Raw genomic sequence first — 21,317 nt, 5'->3', positions numbered from 1 at the left:
AACGGCGACAGGTGGTCGTGCCAATGTCGCTTTCGTCCGGTACCGAGCCCCGGTGCTGAAATCAAACATGGAGAATTGAGATGATCCGCAAGGCAACAGCAGTCTGGAAAGGCACCGGTCGCGATGGCACCGGTCAGCTATCGAGTGAATCCGGCGTGCTCGCCGCGACGCCCTATTCGTTCAAGACCCGCTTTGAGAACGAGAAGGGCACCAATCCCGAGGAATTGATCGCGGCGGCCCATGCCGGTTGCTTCACCATGGCGCTGGCCTTCGGCCTGCAGCTCGCCGGCTTCACGCCTGACGAGCTCTCGACAGAAGCCGCGGTCACGCTCGAACCTGAAGGCAAGGGTTTCAAGATCAGCAAATCGTCGCTGACGTTGCGTGCCAAGGTGCCGAACCTCGATGACGCAGGTTTCGCCAAGATCGCCGGCGAAGCCGAGAAGAACTGCCCGGTGTCGAAGGTGCTCAACGCCGCAATCACGCTCGACGCCAAGCTGATCTAGCTCAACACACCAGGACTGCCGTCATGCCCCGCCAACATCAGCCGGACGAAGACAGGTTCCGGGCCATTCTGCCCGAGGATATCGCATGGCAGCCGTTTCCGGCATTCCCGCCGGGCGCGCGGCTGGCCGTCATGGTTGGCCACCCCAGTGAACCCGGGCCTTACGTAGTCCGGGTGAAAGTGCCCGGCGGCACCAGGCTGATGCCGCACAAGCATCCGGAGGACCGCATCTACACAGTCATGTCGGGTGTGTTCTACATCGGGCTCGGCGAAAGCTTTGATGGCGACAAAGTGAAGGCTTATCCGCCGGGCAGTGTTATCGTGCTGCCCGGCGAGACCTGGCATTTTCATTGGGCGAAGTCCGGCGAATACGTCACGCAGGTTTCAGCCATCGGCCCATTGGGCCTGGAGTATCACGACGACCATGATGACCCGCGCCTGCGTGCCATCGCAGAACAGCGGTAAGCATCTCAGCTAAACGGATGGAGCATCGAATGACAACGGAACGTGCAATTCTGGCCGGAGGCTGCTTCTGGGGGATGCAGGATCTGATCCGCAAGCAGCCGGGCGTGATCTCCACCCGTGTCGGCTACACCGGCGGCACGGTGAAGAATGCCACCTACCGCAACCATGAAGGTCATGCCGAAGCGATCGAGATCACCTTCGATCCCGCCAAGACCAGCTTCCGGACCATGCTGGAGTTCTTCTTCCAGATCCACGATCCGACCACGCTCAACCGCCAGGGCAATGATTTGGGCACGAGCTATCGCTCGGCGATCTTCTATACGAGCGACGAACAGAAGCGGATCGCAAAGGACACGATTGCAGACGTCGAGGCGTCCGGTCTCTGGCCTGGCAAGGTCGTGACCGAGGTCGCGCCCGCGGGCGAGTTCTGGGAAGCCGAGCCGGAGCATCAGGATTATCTCGAGCGTTATCCTGACGGGTACACCTGCCACTTTATCCGCCCCGACTGGACGCTGCCGCGGCGCGGGGCTGCAGCGGCAGGCTAAGCTGGTCGGCGCTATTGCCGGGGAGAGCCATGCCCGAAATCCGCGAGATCATCGCCCTGATCCGCAGAGCACATCGACCGCTTTTCGGGCCATCTCCCTCAGCTCGGAGCGGCGGGCGCCGGCACGGGCGCGAATGGCAATGGTGTGCATCGTGGCTGAAGCGAGAATGGCAAGCGCCGCCGGATCGGCGTCGCGCTTTAGCTCGCCCTTGTCCTGCGCGAGGCGGAAGCGGGCTTCGAAATCGGCATCTATCATGCGCAGTCCCGCCGCGACGCTGCTCCGGATCGCGGCATCTTCTGCGACTTCGGTCACCGCCGTCCCCACCACGAAGCAGCCGCGCGCGGTTCCCTTGCCGGAAAAATAGATCGACAGCGCCGTGTCATAGGCCAGCATCAGCGCTTCGTCCAAGGGATGGTCCCCGGCGAGAGCCTCACGCGTCGCGGCCAGGCTGATCTCCCAATAACGCGCGAGCGCCTCGAGATAGAGCGCATGCTTGTTGCCGAACACAGCGTAGAGGCTCGGCGGACTCATCCCGGTCGCGGCAGCGACCTTGTCCAGGGAGGTACCGGAATAGCCCGTCCTCCAGAACGTTTCCGTTGCCCGCTTCAAGGCCGTCTCTGCGTCGTAGGCCGGTGGCCGTCCCCGGCGCGCCGGGCTCGTTTCGCTCTTTTTCCGTGCCATGTCGTCAGAATCCCGGTTGCCACGTTCCACACATATATTTGTATGGATCGTTATAAAAATCAAGGTCGCGCCCTTGATCACCACGTCGGAGTACAATATTTGTAACGATCGTTATTAAATGAGTTGAACCCGAGGATATTCCGATGCGTTTTGATTTTGCGCCAATCGCCGGCGGGCTTGGAGATCGCAACAGGTTCCGCACGAGCGAGGCCGCCGCGCAATGGTTCAGGACAGGGCTCGGCAAGCGGCTGCGACGGCCGCTGATGCTCGCGCTGCCGATGGCGGTGGCCGTGGTCGGCGCCTTTATCTATCTGGCGCAGGAGCAATATGTCTCGACCGACGACGCATTTGTTCGCGCCGCCAAGGTGACCATCAATGCCCGGGTTTCCGGCCAGGCGGTCGAGATCGCCGTACGTGACAATCAGCGCGTCCGGCGGGGGCAGGTGCTGTTTCGCATCGACCCGGAGCCTTATGAAATTGCCGTCGACCAGGCCGAGGCGCGCCTCGGAAGTACGCGGCTCCAGATCGAATCCCTCAAGGCGACCCATCGTCAGCAGCAGGCGGAGCTGCAATCGGCCAAAGAATCTGCTGCCTTCGACGAGCGCGAGTTCGACCGCAAGAAGATGCTGGTCGCTTCCGACTTCACGCCGCGCGCGGTCTACGAGCGGGCCGAGACGGACATGAAGGTCGCTCGCCACCGCATGGTGTCGATCGAACAGCAGATCGCCAATACGATCGTTGCCCTCAATGGCGATGCCGATATCGACATCGATCGCCATCCGACCGTTCGCGCGGCCAGGGCACAGCTCGACCGTGCGCGGCTGGATCTCTCCTATGCCACTGTGACGGCGCCGGAGGACGGCATCGTGACCAAGGTGGACGATCTCCAGATCGGCGGCTTCGTCAATGCCGGGGCACCGACGTTCTCGCTGCTGTCGAGCCGGCACGTCTGGGTCGAGGCGAATTTTCGCGAGACCGGTCTCAGTCATATGCGTCCAGGGCAGGAGGCGACGATCGACGTCGATGCCTATCCGGATCGCAAGTTCAGGGCGCATATCGTCAGCATGAGTCCCGGCACCGGATCGGACTTCTCGCTCCTGTCGCCCGAGAATGCGACGGGAAATTGGGTCAAGGTCGTCCAGCGATTGGCGGTGCGCCTGGAACTCGACGATCTCGATCCAAGCCGGCCGCTGTTCTCGGGCATCAGCGTGACGGCGCGGGTTGATACCGGCCATCGCCGCAGCTGGGCACATCTGCTCCAACCCGCGCGCGCAACGGAGGGAAAATGACTACGCCCCTTCCATCGACCACGGCGCCCGGTGGTCGTCACGCGATCGCCGCGGCCGCCCTCATGGCGACCTACATGCAGGCCGTCAACATCTCGATACCGAACGCGGCGCTACCTCATATTCAGGCGACGCTCTCGATGGCCAATGACGAGGTCGGCTGGGTGTTTTCCTCTTATATCGCTGCGAGCGCCGTGACCATGTCGATCACGCAATGGCTGGCGGGACGCTACGGCCGGAAAGTGGTCTATCAGGCCGCCGTCACGATTTTCGTGTTGGGTCTCGCCCTCGATACACTGGCGACGACCTCGATTCAGTTCGTGCTGGCGCGAATCCTCCAGGGCGCGGCGAGCGGACCGCTGGCGCCGCTCTCGCTGGCGATCCTGCTCGAGGCGACATCGCCGGTGCGACATGCGCGCATGAGCCTGGCGTGGACCGTCTGCTCCCTGCTCGGCATCAGCAGCGGCCCAGCCATTGGCGGTTGGCTCAGTGAATATTACGGCTGGCCTGCGATCTTCTATTTCAGCCTGCCGATGACGGGCTTCATTTTCCTGACGATGGCTCAGCTGCTCGGCGAGAAGCGGGTCGAGCGGAGCCAGCCCTTCGACTTCTTCGGCCTGACGACGTTCTCCGTCGGCATGATCGGGTTGCAGATGTTGCTCGACCGCGGCGAGCGCCTGGAATGGTTCGCCGCGACGGAAATCTGGATCGAGGCGGGCGCCTCCGTGCTCGGCTTCTATCTCTTCATCGTGCACGTCATGACGACAAAGGAGCACTTTCTCCGCACGACGCTGTTCAGGGACCGCAATCTCGTGCTCTCGACGGTCATCTCCTTCGCGCTTGGTTTCGTGCTGCTGCCGACCCTGGCCCTGACGTCCCCGATGCTGGAGGAATTGCTCAACTACCCCGTCGACACCACTGGATACATGACTGTTCCGCGCGGCGTCGCGCTGGTGGGAGCGCTGGTGCTGACGAGCCTGATCCCGGCGCAGATCGACTACCGGCCGTTCCTCGTGGGCGGAATGACGCTGGTGGTCTATGCCAACTGGCTGATGCTCGGCTATTCGCCGGCGATGGATTGGCGGCCGGTGGTCGAGGCCGGCCTGCTCCAGGGAGCGGGTCTCGGCATGTTGCTGCCCGCGCTCGCCAGGGCCGCGTTCGGCACGCTCGATCCGAAGCTCCGCCCGGAAGGCAGCGCGTTGGTCAACCTTTCGCGCCTCTATGGCAGCACCATTGGCATCGCGGTCGTCCAGCTCTTCTTCTACGCCAACACGCAGGCTGTGCACGCCGCACTCGCAAAGAATCTCACGCCCTATCGTGTCGCCGCTTATGTCGGGGCCTCGGTCGGCAAGCCGGGCCTTGCGGCCCTCAACGGCATGGTCACGCGTCAGGCGGCGACCGTCGCGGTCATCGACCAGTTCGAGATCCTGATGTTCGCCATGCTCGTCGTGATTCCGCTCGTGTTTTTTCTCCGTAAGCCGCGGCCTACCGGTTAACGCCTGGAGCCGTGGAACGACATCGCATCGTCAATTCCGAATACCTCGTCCCTCACTTTTGAGGGAGCCGTGGACAAGCAAAGGAGCATCAGCATGACTTCGTCAGATACGCTTCGTTATACGAGAATTCCAACTCATCAATCCGGGACGATTCCCGCGGTGGGATTTGGCACGCTCATTCCGGATCCGCTCGTGACCAGGCGGGCCACCAAGGCTGCGTTGGAGGCCGGATTTCGACATCTTGATTGCGCGGAGCGCTATCGCAACGAAGAAGCGGTCGGCGACGCGCTGCAGGAGACCTTCAAGGCGGAGACGCTTCAGCGCAAGGACCTGTTCGTTACGACGAAGCTATGGAACACCAATCATCGGCCGGAACGGGTCAGGCCTGCCTTCGACGCCAGTCGCCGACGGCTGCAGCTCGACGAGATCGATTGCTACATCATCCATACGCCCTTTGCCTTTCAACCCGGCGACGAGCAGGACCCGAGGGATGAGCACGGTCGGGTCATCTATGATTCTGGGGTTACGCTGGCCGAAACGTGGGGGGCGCTGGAACGCCTTGTCGACGAGGGGCACTGCAAGTCGATCGGCCTGTCGGACATCACCCTGGACAAGCTGCGCGAGATCGTTTCGGTCGCGCGGATCAGGCCCGCCATGGTGCAAGTCGAATCGCATCCGTATCTCCCCGAATGGGACCTGCTCGACTTCTGTCGAGAGCACGGAATTGTGCTGCAGGCGTTTGCAGCGCTGGGACACGCGATGAAGCCGAACGTCCTGGCTGATCCGGTGATCACTGCCATCGCGGAGCGTTTGCACAAGACACCGGCTCAAATTGCGCTGGCGTGGGCCGTCCAGCGCGGCACCGCTTTCCTGACGACTTCGACCAATCCCCGGCGCATCCAGGAAAACTTCGATATTTCAGCCTTGCCCGAAGACGCCATGCGAGACATGAGGGACCAGATCACGACAAACATCAGGTTCAACACGGTCGTCGAGACCGGCGTGCCCGGATTCATCCCGCGGGCTGGATGAATCAGTGCCGGTCAGCCGACTCGTCAAGCCCGGAGCTGCTCGATCAAATCGTGGGCGCTACGGATCTCGGCGATGCCGGCGCCCTCTTTGAATGGCCCGCATGCGCGTTCCAGAATTGCCAAGGCTTCCGTGGTCTGGCCAGCCCCAATCATGAACCGCGCCAGGCTGACCGCGCTTCGCAGCTCCCAGAAGCGCGCGCCTTGCTGGACGGCAATGTCCATGGCCTCGCGAAAGTGCGCCTCGGCGTCTTCCGAATGCCGAGTGCTCCTGAGCATCAACTCTCCCTTGATGCGGATCAGCTCCGGCAGATACCAGAGCTCCTGCCGGTCGTTGCAGCGGGTCAGGACATCCTCGATCACGTCGAGCCCGCGATCGACCTGGTCGGCCTCTCCGGAACACGCGGCGAGCTCGCCGAGCAGGGGCAGAAAGCGCGGCAGGAAGCGCGCATCGCCGGCGCGATTGAGCTCTTCACGCAGCAGCGGCAACCCGGTCGTGACGTCGCCGCGCTTGACCATGACCGCGGCATTGAAGGCCCGCGCCCACAGGCCCCACAGCCGGATCGCGTGGCGCTCGGTGTGTTCGAGCAGCTCGGCGCCGTGACGTTCCGCAGCGTCGAAATCGCCGGACCAGAAGGCGATCGGGCAGGCGGCTTGTCCAAGCACGCTGCAGAAGGTCAGCGCGTGGCCGTTGGCCCGGCCTTCCTCGATGTTTCTGGCGGTAAGGGCCTGAGCCTGATCGGCTAGGCCTTGAAGCCACAGGATGCGAGCCCGAAAATATTGCGTCGAGATTCTCAGATCGAGCGGAAAGATTTTCGGCTTCTCCGCCAACACATGCAGCGATGCATTGACCCGCTCGATGCGCAGCCGAGCCTCGTTCTGATCCCCGAGATAGTGCAGCGCCACGGCCATCAGCCGGTCGCCCAGCATGACATCGGTCTTGTCGGGCGAGTTGGCGGCCGCGTTCGCAAAGCGATCGGCGAGCGCACGGGCCTTGCCGAACTGTCCGTTGTTGAACTGGTCGATGCACAAGCCCCAGAGCGCGCGCAGCCGGAAATCCTTGTCGTCGAGCCTGTCAGCAAGCTCAAGGGTCGTCTCGAGGATCGGCCGCGCCTCGCGCGCGCGGCCCTCGCCATACATCAGCGACCAGCCGAGCGCTGACAGCAGCTGCATGCGGATGCGGTTATCGTCGGCGGTGTCTCCGAGCGCCGCGAGCGCCGTTCTGCTGCGCTCACGGCACTCCGCGAACAGCGAAAGACGCACCCACAGCGTGACCGCGGCCGCCGTCAGCGCGATACCGAGTCTCGCCTCGCCGTCGGGGCCGAAGGCCCAGTCCAACGCCGCACGCACATTGTCCAGCTCCGCGCCATAGATGCTCAGCCATTCGGGCAGCGGCGTCGAAATATCCGCCTCCGCGCGCTGGAATAAATCGCGAAAATGCTCGGCATGACGCCGCGCGAACTGCCTGGCTTCGCCGAGCTCGTTGAGTTTTCCGTATGCATAGGTGCGCGTGGTGTCGAGCAGCCGATAGCGCAGCGTGCGCGAGCCGGACGGCGAAATAAGCGACTTGGTCACCAGGCTGTCGATTGCTTCGAGAGTCTCGGACGCATTGAGTCCGTCACCGGACGCGACCGCGGCAGCCGCCTCCGGCGCGAAAGGGCCGGCAAAGACCGACAGGCGTCGCAGCGTGGCGCTCTCCACGGGAGGCAGAAGGTCGTAGCTCCAGTCGAGAGCCGCAGCGAGCGTCTGGTGCCGCGGCACGGCGGTACGCCGGCCCCGCCATTGCAGCGAAAAGCGGCTGTCGAGCAGGGATGCCGTGCCGGCGATGCCGTAAGCATTGACGCGGCCCGCCGCGAGCTCGATCGCCAGCGCGATGCCGTCGAGGCGCCGGCAGATGCTCGCGACGAGGGGCGCCTCCTCTGCACTGAGCTGGAACGGGCCCGAGCTCTGCGCAATGCGGTCCACAAAGAGTTGAGCCGCGGGATAGGCAAGGACCTCGTCGACAGCAAGCCCTTCGCGCTCGGGCGGACAATCCAGCGGGAACAGCCGGAAAATCCGCTCGCCTTCGCTGCGGAACGATTCGCGGCTGGTTGCGAGAACACGAAGCCGCGGTGCCTCGCGAACGATGTGCTCGACCAGCGGCGCCAATTGATCCAACACATGTTCGCAACCGTCGAAGATCAGCAGGGCCGGGCCGGTCTTCAGAAACGTCAGCAGAGCCGGCGTCGGATCCTCCGCGCTGATGGTCAGTCCGAGCGCCGAAGCAATGGTGGTCGCGATGTGACTGGCATCCCTCAGCGGACCGAAATCGACAAAGAAGACTCGCCCGTCGAAATCCTGGGAACGGCGATGCCCGACGGTGACGGCGACCGAGGTCTTGCCGATGCCGCCCGGGCCAACGACGGTCATGAAGCGATAGAGCGAAAGTCCGTTCGAGATCTTCTCGATGACATCTTCCCGGCCGACCATCCTTGTGAGCTGAGCGGGCAGGGAGCGGGGAGGGGCGGTTTCGGCCGGGAGCGGGGCGGCCGGCAGAGCTGCTTGAGCGAACGAGGCGACAAAACAATAGCCTCGGCCCGGCACGTTGACGACGTAACGGGCCGACTTGCCGGTGTCGCCGAGCGCCTTGCGCAGCGCCGCGACGTGGAAGCGCAGGCTGCCCTCGTCGACATTGACGCCGGCCCAGATGCGCTTGACCAGCTCTCTCTTGTCGACGACTTCTCCGGGGCGTCCGGCAAGGAAGATGAGAATGTCGAGCGCGCGGCCGCCGACATGAAGCGGCGAGCCCTCCTTCTCCAAGAGCCGGGACTTCGGAAACAGTCGAAATGGCCCAAAGGAAATGGCCGAGTCTTCGCTACGATCTGGCACGCGCCATCGCCCCCTCGAAGGGAGTCAAAAGGTATTACTTTTTGGTCTACCAGAACGAGGCGTACAGTAAACTGGCCGAAAGCAGTGGGCAGGGCTGGCAGCCCTGCGTGGACGGCTTGGGTCGGCTCGCTCGCGAAATTATGCTTGGAAAGTAAAGAGTTAGGCCGACGTGACAATGCGATGACACCGGGGTTCGTCCGGATGGAGCATTGACTGTGGTGCCGGATTGCTGCGATGGCATGGTCCGGGAGCCGGTCCCGCCACCACATTGACTGCCGACTTCCGGAATTTCCAGCATGGCCTCTTTCACGCGGCGACAATTCGTGCACGCGTTGACAAGCGCGGCGGCGCTCGCCGCGCTTCCCCGCAGCGGACAAGCCGCCGACTATCCGTCTCGTCCCATTCGCCTGGTGATTCCCTACGGAGCCGGCGGATCGGGCGACCAGATCGCGCGCCCCTGGGTGGACAGGATGCCGTCGCTGCTGGGGCCGACCTTCGTCGAATATATCGGCGGCGCGGGCGGCGCCATCGGGACCGCGGCGGTCGCGCGCGAGGAGCCCGACGGCTATTCGCTGCTGCTCGGCAACGGCAGCACGCAGGTCATCATTCCCATGACGTCGGCGAATCCCGGATATTCCGTTGGCGACTTCCGCGCCATCTACCGCCTGATCAACAGCGCGCTGGTTTTCGCCATCAATCCTTCGGTGCCCGCCGCAAACCTGCGCGAGTTGATCACCTATGCGAAAGCCAATCCGGGAAAGCTGTCCTATGGCACGCCGGGGATCGCCACCGGAAACCATCTGGTCGGCGAGTCCTTCAAGCAGCAGGCCGGTGCACTGGACATCGTCCACGTGCCCTATCGGGGCATCGCGCAGGCGACCAACGATCTCGTCAGCGGCCAGATATCGCTCGTCATTGCCGTCATGTCCGTTCAATTGCAGCAGTTGGCTCAAGCGGGGAAAGTCAGACTGCTGGCGGTCACCACCGAAACGCGGCTGAGCGGCGCGCCCGAGATCCCGACCGCCGTCGAATCCGGCATGCCCGGCATCCGGTATGAGGGCTGGTTCGGTCTGTTCGCACCCAAGGACACCGACGATGCGATCATCGACCGGATCGCGCAGGCGACGCGGCTCGCCATGGCCGATTCGGCGCTTCTGGCGAGCTATCGCGCCCAGGGCATGGAGCCGGACAACAATTCAAGCCCGGACAAATTCCAGCGCATCGTCGAGGCCACATCCGCAAGCCTCGCGCCCCTGATCAAATCGATCGGGCTGAGCAATTTGTGAGGCCGCTCAGCCGTCGGCGCGCGTGACAATGCGCGCCGTCAGCGTGACGAGACCCATCAGCGCGGCCAGGAGCCAGAACGCGACCGGCAATCCGCCAAGGCGTGCGACGAAGCCGACACCGGCGGGGCCGACGAGAACGCCGGCGTAGCCGGCGGTCGTGATCGCTGCGACGGCGAGCCCCGTGGGCATCACCGTCTGCCTCGCCGCCCGGCGGAACAGCACCGGCACGAGGTTCGATGCGCCGAGGCCGATGAGCAGGAAGCCGGCCACAGCCACCGCCACGACGGGAGCCGTGAGCAGGACCACGAAACCCGCGATCGCAATCAGGCTGCCCCAGAACAATGTGGTGCGGTCTCCGATGCGCGCGACGACGGCGTCGCCGCCGAGCCGCCCGATCGTCATCGCGACCGAGAACACGATATAGCCGATCCCGCCTTGCGCTTCGGAGACGAGGCCCGCGCCGATGACGAGCAACGCGCCCCAATCGAGCATTGCGCCTTCGACCAGGAAGGTGATGGCGCAAAGCAGTGCGAGCAGGAGCACGGCGCCATGCGGCAGCACGAACAGCGGTCCCTCCTGCACCTGCACGGAGCGAAGCAGCCGCGGCCAGGCCACCAGCATCGCGATCAGCATCAGGACGGAGCAGATCAGCGTGCAAGCGAGCGCGCCGAGTTGCAGCGAGAGCAGTGCGGTCATGAGTGCGGCCCCGGCGAAGCCGCCGATGCTGAACAGCGCGTGGAAGCCGGACATCAGCGGACGTCCCGCGGCGCGCTCCACCTCCACCGCGTGGATGTTCATGGCGACGTCGATGGAACCGAGCGCGGCGCCGAATGCGAGAAGTGCCAGCGCCAGCGTCGCCGGCGAGCTCGCGATTGTCAGCAGAGGCAGGACCAAGGCAAGACCGAGCCCGCCCGCAATGATGATCGGCTTGCTGCCATAGCGCGCGCTCAGCACGCCGGTCAGAACCATCGCGATGACCGAGCCGATGCCAAGGCTGAGCAGGAGCAGTCCGAGGATGCCGTCGTCGACGGCGAGCCGCGCCTTCGCGAACGGCACCAGCGGTGCCCAGCACGCGATGCCGAAGCCCGCGACGAGGAAGGCAAGCCTGGTCGCAAGGCGTGTCGCCGGCTTGTCGGCAGAAGACATGGGAACTCCGGGGAGGAGAATTAGGGCGGGGGCGATCGACAAGCCTCGCAATTGTTGCGTCTTTATGTCCGCGGCGGACTCGAATTTGTCGCAGGCGGCCCTGGGCGGACGGAACGCCAGTGCGAACAAAGGAGTGAGGCTTCGTAGCCCGGATGGAGCGCAGCGCAATCCGGAGCCGCTCGCGCGCATTCGGCACCGTCCCGGATTACGCTTGCGCTCCATCCGGGCTACACGACCGCCTCTGTGTCGCCCTCCTGTCAATCCCACCGCGCAAAAATATTCCACTTTACCGAAATTCGGTTTTGGCGTATGTGTCGCCCATCCCGGCTCATCCTTGAGGGGCGATCTTGTGGTCGTCATGTTCGCGAGCCGGGCTTGCGGTGGACGCGGCAGCGTTCGGATACGAGAGGCTAAGGGCAGGGCGGATTGCTCTCCGTGAGCCCGAGGCTTCGTTCCGACGAGCGGCGCTGCTAGGCTTCGTCTCGTCTGTAAGTTTCCGGCTTTGTCGACAGGGCTGGGAAAACTGCGGCGAAATGGCGGGCCGTGCGTACGGCAAAACCGTGTGGTCCTGGCCGTCGTTGCTACGGTCAAGCTCTGGCGAATGCGGCATCTGCGTCAACCGGCGCGGTGTCGGTGAATTTCGTTGGGGTGAGGGAGGCCAAAAGGAACTCGGCTCCCGGGAGAGCACGGCATAAGCCGTCCAACCATCGCGCAGGGAAGGCCGAGTGATCGGCTACACCTGTATGCTGCTGTGCGGTTTTCCTGCGTGTGCTTTTCGCGCAGCGGACCGCGGGTGCCAGCCGGCACCCGGCCTTCCCTGCGCCCTCTTGGATTTGAGGGTGGAGTGACCAAGCAAAGCTCGGGCGAAACGCGCCGCGAGGATGCGAAGGCGTGTCTGCAAATCGAGCCTGCATTTGGAGGATGAGGATGCTGGCCCCTTGCTTCGTCATTGCGAGCGCAGCGAAGCAATCCAATCTGCCGCCGCGGAGGGATTCTGGATTGCTTCCGCCTTCGCTAAAGCTTCGGCGGACAAGTCGCTGCGCTCGCAATGACGATGTGGAGAGAGTGTGCGCCACACTCCGTTCTCGTGCCGGACGCAGCGCAGCGTCTCTTCGACGGTGCGTTGCAGCGCTTCCGGGACACGAGAGTGGGGCGGCGCCTCGTTCTAGCCGCTGAGTATCCTACGGCAAGCTTCGACGAACACCTGGGCGCCGGTGACGATGTCGACGTCGGCGGTGTTCTCGGTCCAGTGATGGCTGATGCCGCCGATCGACGGTACGAACAGCATGCCCGCGGGCATGATTGTCGCCAGCATCTGCGCATCATGGCCGGCACCGCTGGGCATGCGAATGGATCGTCCGCCGGCCAGAGTCTTGCTCGCGGCTTCGATCGCGTCTTGGATGCCTGCGTTCATCATGGCCGGCGCGCCGGTGCGCAGTTTTTCCACGGTGACGGTGCAGGGACCCTTCGCACTGGCCTCGTCCGCCATGCTCCGCAGCAGCTCTTCCAACCGGGCGATGACGGAAGGATCGTCGTCGCGGATCTGGAACAGCATTTCGGCGCCACCCGGAATGATGCTCGGCGCGCCCGGATCGAGCGTGATGCGGCCGGTGGTCCAGACCGTGCGCGGACCGCAGCTCTCGGGAAAACGCTCGTCGATGGCGACGCAGAACTTTGCCAGCGCCAGCCCGGCATCCTTCCGTGCAGCCATGCGGGTGGTGCCGGCGTGATTCTGCTCACCGACGAAATTGATCTGGTATTGCCAGATGCCGACGATGGAGGTGACGACGGCGACCGCAAGGCGACCGCTTTCGAGCGTGTCGCCCTGCTCGATATGGGCTTCCAGATATCCGACGTGCCGGCCCGGCTCGGCGGTGATGCGCGGTCGTCCTGCGAGCCCCATGTCGGCGAGTGCGTCCCGCATGGTGCGGCCGCTGGTGCGGTCGCGTGCGGCATCAATGTCCGCCTCGCTCACTTGCCCGACATAGGAGCGCGAACCGAGGAAGTGCCCAAAGTGTCCTTCCTCGTCGCACCAGGCGGCAATCTCGACCGCGCCTTCGAGCGAGGGATCAGCATTGAGCACGCGCGCCGCTTCGAGCGCGTAGACGACACCGAGCGGGCCGTCGAGCCAGCCGGCGTAGTTCTGGCTTTCGAGATGCGATCCCGCGAGCAGCTTGGGTCCCGCCTTTGCGCTGGTGCCGAAGACATTGCCGATGCCGTCGATCGCGGCGGAGAGGCCCGCGTCGGGGAGCTTCCGCACCAGCCAATCCAGCGAAAGCTTGTGCGGTTCGGAGAAGGTCGGCTTGTGCACGCCGGTCTTGTAGGCGCCGATGGCACGGAGCGCATTGAGATCGGCGAGAACGCGCTCGCCGTTTGCGAGTGAAAAGGTGTCAGGCATGCTCGGCAACCTTCAACGCCTCGGTGCGGATCTCCTCGACCAGCCGTTCCTTCAACTGGACGAATTCGGGCGTGGTCTTGATCTTGTAGGAGCGCGGATGCGGCAGGTCCACGTTGATCTCGGCCTTGATGCGGCCGGGACGTGCGCTCATGACGATGACGCGGCTGCCGAGGAAGATCGCTTCCTCGATGTCGTGGGTCACGAACAGCACGGTCTTCTGGTCGCGCTCCCAGATCCCGAGCAGCATTTCCTGCATCAGGGCGCGCGTCTGGTTGTCGAGCGCGCCGAAGGGCTCGTCGAGCAGCAGGATCTTGGGATCATTGGCGAGCGCGCGCGCGATCGCGGTGCGCTGCTGCATGCCGCCGGAGAGCTGTTTCGGCCAATGGTTCTCGAAGCCGGACAGACCGACCTGGCGGATGAAGCCATCGGCGACCTTGTTGCGCTCCACCTCGGACACGCCGCGCTCGCGCAGGCCGAAGGCGATGTTCTCGCGCACTGTCAGCCAGGGAAACAACGTGTAGGACTGGAACACCATGCCGCGATCGGCGCCGGGGCTGGTCACCTCGCGTCCGTCGAGCACCACACGTCCGCCGGTCGGGCGATCGAGGCCGGCGACGATACGAAGCAGCGTGGACTTGCCGCAGCCGGAAGGGCCGAGGATGGTGACGAAGTCGTTGTTGCCGATCACAAGATCGGTCGGCTCCAGCGCCCTGGTCGGGGCGTTGCCGTGGCGCGCGGGAAAGGTTCGCGAGACCTGTTCGATCTTGAGGATCGTCATGCGAGCCTCCAGGGAAACAGCCACGCGTTGAACGCCTTGAACAGGAAGTCCGAGACCAGGCCGATCAGCCCGATCACGATGATGCCGAAGATGATCTGGCCGGTGTTGAGCAGCGCCTGGCTGTCGGTGATCATGTGGCCGATGCCGGAGGAGGAGCCGATCAGTTCAGCGACGATGACATAGGTCCAGGCCCAGCCCAGCACCAGCCGCAGGATCTCGGCGATCTCAGGCGCGGAGGAGGGCAACAGCACGCGGCGGATGATGCCGCGGTCGCTGGCCCCCAGTGTATAGGCCGCCTCGACCAAGTCGCGCCGCGTCGTGCCGACGGTGACCGCGATCATCAGGATGATCTGGAACACCGAGCCGATGAAGATGACGAGCAGCTTCTGCAGCTCGCCGATGCCGGCCCACAGGATCAGGAGGGGAATGAAGGCGGAGGCCGGCAGATAGCGCGCAAAGGAGACGAACGGTTCGAGGAACGCCTCGACCGGCTTGTAGGCCCCCATCAGCACGCCGAGCGGCACCGCGATGAGCGCGGCGAGCACGAAGCCGCCGACGACGCGCCAGATCGTCATGCCGATGTCGAACAGGAAGCCCTGTTTGATGATCAGATCGACGCCTTCCTGCACCATGGTCAGCGGGTTGGCGAGGAACACTTTCGACACGTGGCCGCCGAAGGTCGCCCAGGACCAGAGGGCAACGAACACTACGAAGAACGCAAGGCCGTAAGCCACGCGCTGCCTTGACGTCACGGGATCGAGGGGACGCATCAAACTGTCTATCCGGGCGGTGAATAAGTTTACCGGCCCCGCCGCGAGACGGGGCCGGCGGTTCCTGGAAGGCTTACTTGATGTAGCTGGCGTCGAAGAGATCCTCGACCTTCGGCGCGGCCTTGATGATCCCGATCTCCAGCAGGAGGTCGGCGGCCTCCTTGTTGAAGGTCAGGAAATCGCCGGCGAAGAATTTCTGGTTCGCGGCCTTGTCCTGCCAGCGCAGATACTTCGCTGAGTTGCCGAACGCCTCGCCGGTCTGCTTCACGTCGGCACCCATGATCTCGTAGGCCTTGGCCTGGTCCTTGGCGATCATGTCGAGGGCCTCGAAATAGCTGTCGGCGAGCGCCTTGGCGGCCTTCGGGTTCTCGGTGAGGAATTTCGGCGTGCAGCCGAACGTGTCCATGACCATCGGATAGTCGAGCGTGGTCGCGATGATCTTGCCCTTGTCGGGTGCGGCACGAACCGTCGACAGATACGGCTCATAGGTCATCGCGGCATCGTTCTGGCCGGAGACAAAGGCCTGCGCGGCCGCTGCCGGCTCGAGGTTCACGACGGTGACGTCCTTCACCGACAAGCCGTTCTTCTTGAGCATCCAGGCCAGCGCGAAATAGGGCGAGGTGCCGGGCGCGGAAGCCGCAACCGTCTTGCCCTTCAGATCCTTGATCGCGGCGAGCTCGTTGCGCACGGCCATGCCGTCGGCGCCGTAGCTCTTGTCGAGCTGGAAGATCTGCTTGGTCGCGACGCCGTTGGCGTTCCAGGAGATCCAGGTCTCCACGGTCGTTGCCGCGCACTGGACGTCACCGGAGGCGATCGCGAGATGGCGATCCTTCTGCGGAATCTTCTTGATGGTGACGTCGAGGCCGTTCTTCTTGAAGATGCCGGCTTCCTTCGCCAGCGTCAGCGGCGCGAAGCCGGTCCATCCGGAGATGCCGACGCCCACCTTGACGTCGTCGGCGAGCACGGGGGTGGAGACCGTAAGCGCAATGATAGTCGCAAATACTTTCGAACTACGCATGGTTGTCGTCCTCTTGCCGATCGATGGATTGACGTCCTGTTGATCTCGGTCGGTCCTCATGGACCGTTGCCCGAAGCGTTGCACGATTTGTGCCGACACGTCCTCTCAGCCTCCCTTGAATCGGGCGACAAGGCGGTGAGAGTCACCGGGATAGAGCAGCCGCACCGCGGTAATCGTGCGCGCGCTGCGCCAGGTATAGCGGTCGATCACGAGGCAGGGGGCGCCGACGGCGATGTCGAGCGCCTCCGCCGTGCGATCGTCCGCGACGATAGCGCTGATCGTATGCTCGGCTTCTGTCCATGGAACATGGTGAAGCAGCCACGAGCCGGGTGGCTCACGCGAAAAATCCGCGGTCGCTGCGTCCGGCACCGACGCGAGATCGATCAACCTGTCCTCGACGGCGAAAGGTACGTCGTCAGCGCTGTGGCGGCAGGTGATCGCGACCACCCTGCCGGCCTTCTTGACACCGAGGCGGTCACGGTCGGCCGCGGTCGCGGCGCGGAGCTTGCGACCGATCAGCTCGTAACCGTAAGCGCGCCCGAGCGCGGTGATCTCGGCGCGCATGTCGGCGATCTTGAGCACGGCAGACTGATGTTGCGGCCGGCGGACGAAGGAGCCGGCACGTCGCCGTCGCTCGATCAGGTCGGCTTGCGCGAGCTCCGACAGCGCCTTGTTCACTGTCATGCGCGAGCAGCCGTAACGCGCCACCAGCTCGTGCTCGAACGGGATGCGATGACCGGGCGGCCACTCGCCTGTCAGAATGCGCTTCTCGATATCGGCGCGAATCCGTTTGTAGAGCGTCGGCTGGTCCGGTGTATCAGTGGCGAGACTCATGCAACGAGCCTCCGCACCGATGTGTTGAAGTGTTCGCGCGCGGCCTGGCGCAGTCTGTGCCGGCCGCCCTCGACGACCTTGTCGCCGCCGGCCCAAACGCAATCGATCGCACCGCTGCCCGCGGCAAAGATCCAGCCGTCGATGGCGGCGTCGCGCGCGCGCCCCGACAGCGAGGGATGCGTGGTGTCGAGCGTGACGATGTCGGCGCGCGCACCGGGTGTGAGACCGACTGACATCTGTGCCAGTGCCCGCGCGCCGCCTGCAAGCGCATGATCGAACAGCGTGCGTCCCGTCGAGCGCCCCGCGCCGGCGGAGAGCACGTTGCGCTCGCGGTGCTTGAGCCGCTGGCCATATTCCAGCTGGCGCAGCTCGTCGGCGACGCCGACCAGCACGTTGGAATCCGTGCCGATGCCAAAGGTACCGCCGGCACCGACGAATTCGCGAGCCGGGAAAATGCCATCGCCAAGGCTCGCCTCGGTAACGGGGCAGAGGCCGGCGACCGCGCCGGTCTTGGCGAGGGCGGCCAGTTCCTCATTCGTCGTATGGGTGGCGTGAATGAGGCACCAGCGTTGATCGACGGGCGCGTGCTCCAGCAACCATTGCACCGGACGTCGTCCGGACCAGGCCAGGCAATCCTCGACTTCCTTCACCTGCTCGGCGGCATGAATGTGCACCGGGCCGCCGTCCGCGAGCGGAAGGATTGCCGCAAGCTCGGCCGGCGTCACAGCGCGCAAACTGTGCGGCGCGACGCCGATGTTGGTATCCGGCAATGTTGCGAGCGCCTTGCGCGAGGCGCCCACCAGCGCGGCGAACTGATCAACCGTGCAGATGAAGCGGCGCTGGCCGGCATGCGGTGCTGCGCCGCCAAATGAGCCATGCGCATAAAAACTCGGCAGCAACGTCAGCGCAATACCCGAGGCTTCGGCGGCCTGCGCGATGCGTGCGGCCATTTCGCCGATGTCGGCGTATGGCGAGCCGTCGCGATCGTGATGCAGATAATGGAATTCGCCGACGCGGGTAAAACCCTGCTCCAACATCTCGACATAAAGCAGTGTCGCGACCGCTGCGACGTCGTCAGGCGTCATCGCCAGCGCAAAGCGATACATCGTCTCGCGCCAGGTCCAGAAAGTGTCGGTGCTATCGCCGCGCAGTTCTGCGAGACCCGCCATGCCGCGCTGGAAGGCGTGGCTGTGCAGGCTCGCAAGTCCCGGAAGCGCGATGTCGTGGCGTTCGTCGCCGGAGACCGGGGCCACGCCCGCGGTCACCTCGGCGATCGCGCCGGCGGTGATCACCACCTGCACGTCATTGGCCCAGCCCGAGGGCAGGAGCGCGGAGGCGAAATGCAGTCGTGTCATGTTTCCATGCCGGCTGGACAGAACCGCGACACGATTATATGTCTAGACATATAAGTCAAGCATCCCACGCGAAGGGACAGTTGCATGGCAGAACGCTTCGACCGGATCTGGCATAACGCCCGGCTCGCCACGATGCAGGCCGATCGTCCCGATCTCGGCGAAATCGAGCACGGCGTGATCGCCGCGCGCGCCGGTCGTATCGTCTATGCGGGGGCGCAGGCCGATTTTCCGGCGAATGCCGATACAGCCGAACGCATCGATTGCGAAGGGCGTTGGATCACGCCCGGTCTCGTCGATTGTCACACCCATCTGGTCTATGGCGGCAACCGCGCCCCCGAATTCGAGCTGCGCCTAAAGGGCGCGAGCTACGAGGAGATCGCGCGCGCCGGCGGCGGCATCGTCTCGACGGTGGCCGCGACGCGCAAGGCAAGCGAGGCCGAGCTCGTAGCACTCGCGCTGCCGCGGCTCGATGCGCTGATTGGCGAGGGCGCCACCACGGTCGAGATCAAATCCGGCTACGGCTTGGACACCGAGACCGAGATGCGGCAGCTGGCCGCCGCGCGAAGCCTGGGTCGTCAGCGGTCGGTCGCGATCCGAACCTCGTTTCTCGGTGCGCATGCCCTGCCGCCGGAGGCCGATGGCGACAAGGATCGCTACATCGATCTCGTCTGCAGGGAGATGTTGCCTGCGGTCGCGAAGGCGGGCCTCGCCGATGCGGTCGATGCCTTCATGGAAGGTATCGCATTTTCCGGCGAGCAGACGACGCGGGTGTTCGAGGCAGCGAGGCGGCTTGGCCTGCCGGTCAAGCTGCATGCCGACCAGCTCTCGAACCTCGGCGGCGCTGCGCTCGCCGCAAAATTCTCGGCGCTCTCGGCCGATCACCTCGAGCACACCGACGAAGCCGGTGCAGCGGCGATGGCAAAAGCTGAAACGGTGGCCGTGCTGCTGCCCGGCGCCTTCTACTTCATCCGCGAGACGCAAAAACCCCCGGTCGAGGCATTCCGCAAGCACGGCGTTGCCATGGCGCTGGCGACCGACTGCAATCCGGGCAGCTCGCCGCTGACATCGCTCCTGCTCGCCATGAACATGGGCGCGACGCTGTTCCGGATGAATGTGACCGAGTGCCTTGCCGGTGTCACTCGCGAAGGCGCGCGAGCGCTCGGCGTGCTCCATGATACCGGCACGCTCGAGGCCGGCAAATGGTGCGACCTTGCGATCTGGGACATCGAGCGCCCTGCCGAGCTGGTCTACCGCATCGGCTTCAATCCGCTGCACCGCCGGGTGTGGAGGGGACAGTGACGGAGCCGCGCGCGCCGATCGTTGTCAAGCCGGGAACGGTCAGCCTCGATGATCTCGCGCGCGTGCTCGAAGGCGCATCTGTCGTTCTCGATCCCTCGTTCTGGCCGCGCGTCGACGCGGCCGCGGAGATCGTAGCAAGGGCCGCGCGAGCGGATGCTCCCGTCTACGGCATCAACACCGGCTTCGGGAAGCTGGCGTCGAAGCGCATCCCGCCCGGTCAGACCGCGCTGCTCCAGCGCAATCTTATCGTCTCGCATTGCTGCGGCGTCGGTGCGGCGACGCCCGAACCGATCGTCCGCCTGATGATGGCGCTGAAGATCATCTCCCTCGGGCGCGGCGCCTCCGGCGTGCGCCGCGGGGTGATCGAGCAGCTGCAGGCCATGCTGGCGCGGCGCGTCTCACCGCTGGTGCCGCAGCAAGGTTCGGTCGGTGCTTCCGGCGATCTCGCGCCGCTCGCGCATATGACCGCTGTGATGATCGGCGAAGGGCAGGCGATCGTCGACGGCAAGACAGTGTCGGGCAGCGAGGCGCTCGCGGCCGCCGACCTGCCGCCACTGACGCTCGGTCCCAAGGAAGGGCTCGCGCTGATCAACGGCACGCAATTCTCCACCGCCTACGCCGTCTCCGGTGTGCTGCGCGCATTTCGCATGGCTCGCGCTGCGCTCGTCACCGGCGCGATGTCGGTCGATGCGGCGATGGCCTCGACGGCGCCGTTCCGCCCCGAGATCCAGGCGCTGCGCGGCCATTCCGGACAGGCCGCGGCTGCGGCAACCCTGATGGCGCTGCTCCACGGCAGCGACATCCGCCTGTCGCATCTCGAAGGCGACGAGCGCGTGCAGGATCCCTATTGCCTGCGCTGCCAGCCGCAGGTTGCGGGCGCGGCGCTCGACCTGATCGTGCAGGCGGCGCGGACGCTTGTCGTCGAGGCCAATGCCGTCACCGACAATCCGCTCGTGCTGGTCGAGACCGGCGAGATCGTCTCCGGCGGCAACTTCCATGCCGAACCGGTGGCTTTTGCCGCGGATACCATCGCGCTCGCGCTGTCGGAAATCGGTGCGATCAGCGAGCGGCGCATCGCGACGCTGGTCGATCCCGCGCTCAATTTCGGCCTGCCGCCGTTCCTCACTCCCGATCCCGGTATCAATTCCGGATTCATGATCGCCGAAGTGACGGCGGCCGCGCTCTATGCCGAGAACAAGCAGCGCGCCGCCGCCTGCTCGATCGACTCGACCCCGACCAGTGCCAACCAGGAAGACCATGTCTCGATGGCCGCGCATGCCGCACGACGGCTGTCGGACATGGCCGACAATCTCGCCACCATCCTGGGCATCGAGCTGCTGGTCGCCGCCCAAGGCATCACGCTGCGCGCGCCGCATGCAACCAGCGCGCCGCTCGCTGCCGTCATCGCCGCACTTCGCGAGCAGGTGCCGCCGCTCGGCGCCGACCGCTACATGGCCGGCGATCTCACCAAGGCTGCAGCGCTGGTCGAGGCCGATGCGCTGCCGGCTGCGGCGCTCGCCGTGCTTTCAACCGACCCGTTTCCGACACTTGCCTGACGAGGT

At 64.8% G+C, this 21,317-nt stretch carries 18 protein-coding genes; 9 read left to right on the top strand and 9 right to left on the bottom strand.

Annotated elements, in window-relative coordinates:
- Window positions 1–80: 80 nt before the first annotated feature.
- From IVB45_RS27015 to msrA, 3 genes are read left to right on the top strand one after another with little or no spacing between them, the layout of a single operon-like run.
- Window positions 81–503, top strand: coding sequence for an OsmC family protein (locus tag IVB45_RS27015; protein WP_247359041.1), 423 nt, complete (start codon window positions 81–83; stop codon window positions 501–503).
- Window positions 504–526: 23 nt separating this feature from the next.
- Entirely contained in the window at window positions 527–967 is a 441-nt protein-coding gene (locus IVB45_RS27010) for a cupin domain-containing protein (protein ID WP_247359043.1), read from the top strand.
- Between the two features lie 29 nt (window positions 968–996).
- The gene (gene msrA / locus IVB45_RS27005) at window positions 997–1,512 is read left to right on the top strand and encodes a peptide-methionine (S)-S-oxide reductase MsrA (protein ID WP_247359045.1); all 516 of its coding nucleotides are present in this window, start codon (window positions 997–999) and stop codon (window positions 1,510–1,512) included.
- 48 nt (window positions 1,513–1,560) lie between these two features.
- On the opposite strand, the gene IVB45_RS27000 is transcribed toward msrA, so the two are convergent.
- Entirely contained in the window at window positions 1,561–2,277 is a 717-nt protein-coding gene (locus IVB45_RS27000) for a TetR/AcrR family transcriptional regulator (protein ID WP_247359048.1), read from the bottom strand.
- A gap of 59 nt (window positions 2,278–2,336) precedes the next feature.
- Between IVB45_RS27000 and IVB45_RS26995 the strand changes: the two genes are divergently transcribed.
- From IVB45_RS26995 to IVB45_RS26985, 3 genes are all read left to right on the top strand, one after another.
- Window positions 2,337–3,482, top strand: a complete 1,146-nt coding sequence (locus IVB45_RS26995) for an HlyD family secretion protein (RefSeq protein WP_247359050.1) — start codon at window positions 2,337–2,339, stop codon at window positions 3,480–3,482.
- Complete coding sequence (locus IVB45_RS26990; protein ID WP_247359051.1) at window positions 3,479–4,975, top strand: MDR family MFS transporter; 1,497 nt, start codon at window positions 3,479–3,481, stop codon at window positions 4,973–4,975. Before IVB45_RS26995 ends, IVB45_RS26990 begins: the two co-directional genes overlap by 4 nt.
- Before the next feature lie 93 nt (window positions 4,976–5,068).
- On the top strand, window positions 5,069–6,007 hold the full coding sequence (locus tag IVB45_RS26985; RefSeq protein WP_247359205.1) for an aldo/keto reductase: 939 nt from the start codon (window positions 5,069–5,071) through the stop codon (window positions 6,005–6,007).
- Window positions 6,008–6,030: 23 nt separating this feature from the next.
- Here the strand turns inward: IVB45_RS26985 and IVB45_RS26980 are convergent, their stop codons facing one another.
- Entirely contained in the window at window positions 6,031–8,871 is a 2,841-nt protein-coding gene (locus IVB45_RS26980) for a winged helix-turn-helix domain-containing protein (RefSeq protein ID WP_247359052.1), read from the bottom strand.
- A 296-nt stretch (window positions 8,872–9,167) separates the two neighbouring features.
- Between IVB45_RS26980 and IVB45_RS26975 the strand changes: the two genes are divergently transcribed.
- Window positions 9,168–10,157, top strand: coding sequence for a tripartite tricarboxylate transporter substrate binding protein (locus tag IVB45_RS26975; RefSeq protein WP_247359053.1), 990 nt, complete (start codon window positions 9,168–9,170; stop codon window positions 10,155–10,157).
- Window positions 10,158–10,163: 6 nt separating this feature from the next.
- Here the strand turns inward: IVB45_RS26975 and IVB45_RS26970 are convergent, their stop codons facing one another.
- The 7 genes from IVB45_RS26970 to IVB45_RS26940 form a co-directional block, all read right to left on the bottom strand.
- A complete protein-coding gene (locus tag IVB45_RS26970) occupies window positions 10,164–11,303 on the bottom strand; it encodes an MFS transporter (RefSeq protein WP_247359055.1) in 1,140 nt (379 codons plus the stop codon).
- 1,165 nt (window positions 11,304–12,468) lie between these two features.
- Window positions 12,469–13,701 (bottom strand): Zn-dependent hydrolase, encoded by a 1,233-nt coding sequence (locus tag IVB45_RS26965; protein WP_247359058.1) that lies wholly within the window; start codon window positions 13,699–13,701, stop codon window positions 12,469–12,471.
- A complete protein-coding gene (locus tag IVB45_RS26960; protein ID WP_247359060.1) occupies window positions 13,694–14,479 on the bottom strand; it encodes an ABC transporter ATP-binding protein in 786 nt (261 codons plus the stop codon). Before IVB45_RS26960 ends, IVB45_RS26965 begins: the two co-directional genes overlap by 8 nt.
- Complete coding sequence (locus IVB45_RS26955) at window positions 14,476–15,249, bottom strand: ABC transporter permease (RefSeq protein WP_247359206.1); 774 nt, start codon at window positions 15,247–15,249, stop codon at window positions 14,476–14,478. The genes IVB45_RS26960 and IVB45_RS26955 overlap by 4 nt, the downstream gene beginning before the upstream one ends.
- Before the next feature lie 73 nt (window positions 15,250–15,322).
- Entirely contained in the window at window positions 15,323–16,267 is a 945-nt protein-coding gene (locus tag IVB45_RS26950) for an ABC transporter substrate-binding protein (protein WP_247359062.1), read from the bottom strand.
- Between the two features lie 105 nt (window positions 16,268–16,372).
- Window positions 16,373–17,101: a histidine utilization repressor gene (gene hutC, locus IVB45_RS26945; RefSeq protein WP_027566503.1), complete on the bottom strand. Its 729-nt coding sequence runs from the start codon at window positions 17,099–17,101 to the stop codon at window positions 16,373–16,375.
- The gene (locus IVB45_RS26940; protein ID WP_247359064.1) at window positions 17,098–18,456 is read right to left on the bottom strand and encodes a formimidoylglutamate deiminase; all 1,359 of its coding nucleotides are present in this window, start codon (window positions 18,454–18,456) and stop codon (window positions 17,098–17,100) included. The genes hutC and IVB45_RS26940 overlap by 4 nt, the downstream gene beginning before the upstream one ends.
- 84 nt (window positions 18,457–18,540) lie before the next feature.
- Between IVB45_RS26940 and hutI the strand changes: the two genes are divergently transcribed.
- Together hutI and hutH are read left to right on the top strand one after the other, a co-directional pair.
- Window positions 18,541–19,755 (top strand): imidazolonepropionase, encoded by a 1,215-nt coding sequence (gene hutI / locus IVB45_RS26935; RefSeq protein WP_247359066.1) that lies wholly within the window; start codon window positions 18,541–18,543, stop codon window positions 19,753–19,755.
- Window positions 19,752–21,311, top strand: coding sequence for a histidine ammonia-lyase (gene hutH, locus IVB45_RS26930; RefSeq protein WP_247359068.1), 1,560 nt, complete (start codon window positions 19,752–19,754; stop codon window positions 21,309–21,311). Before hutI ends, hutH begins: the two co-directional genes overlap by 4 nt.
- Window positions 21,312–21,317: the final 6 nt, after the last annotated feature.

This window comes from Bradyrhizobium sp. 4, assembly GCF_023100905.1.
GTDB lineage: Bacteria > Pseudomonadota > Alphaproteobacteria > Rhizobiales > Xanthobacteraceae > Bradyrhizobium.
Note: the sequence above shows the minus strand (reverse complement) of the source record. Positions and strands in the feature narration are given on the sequence as shown.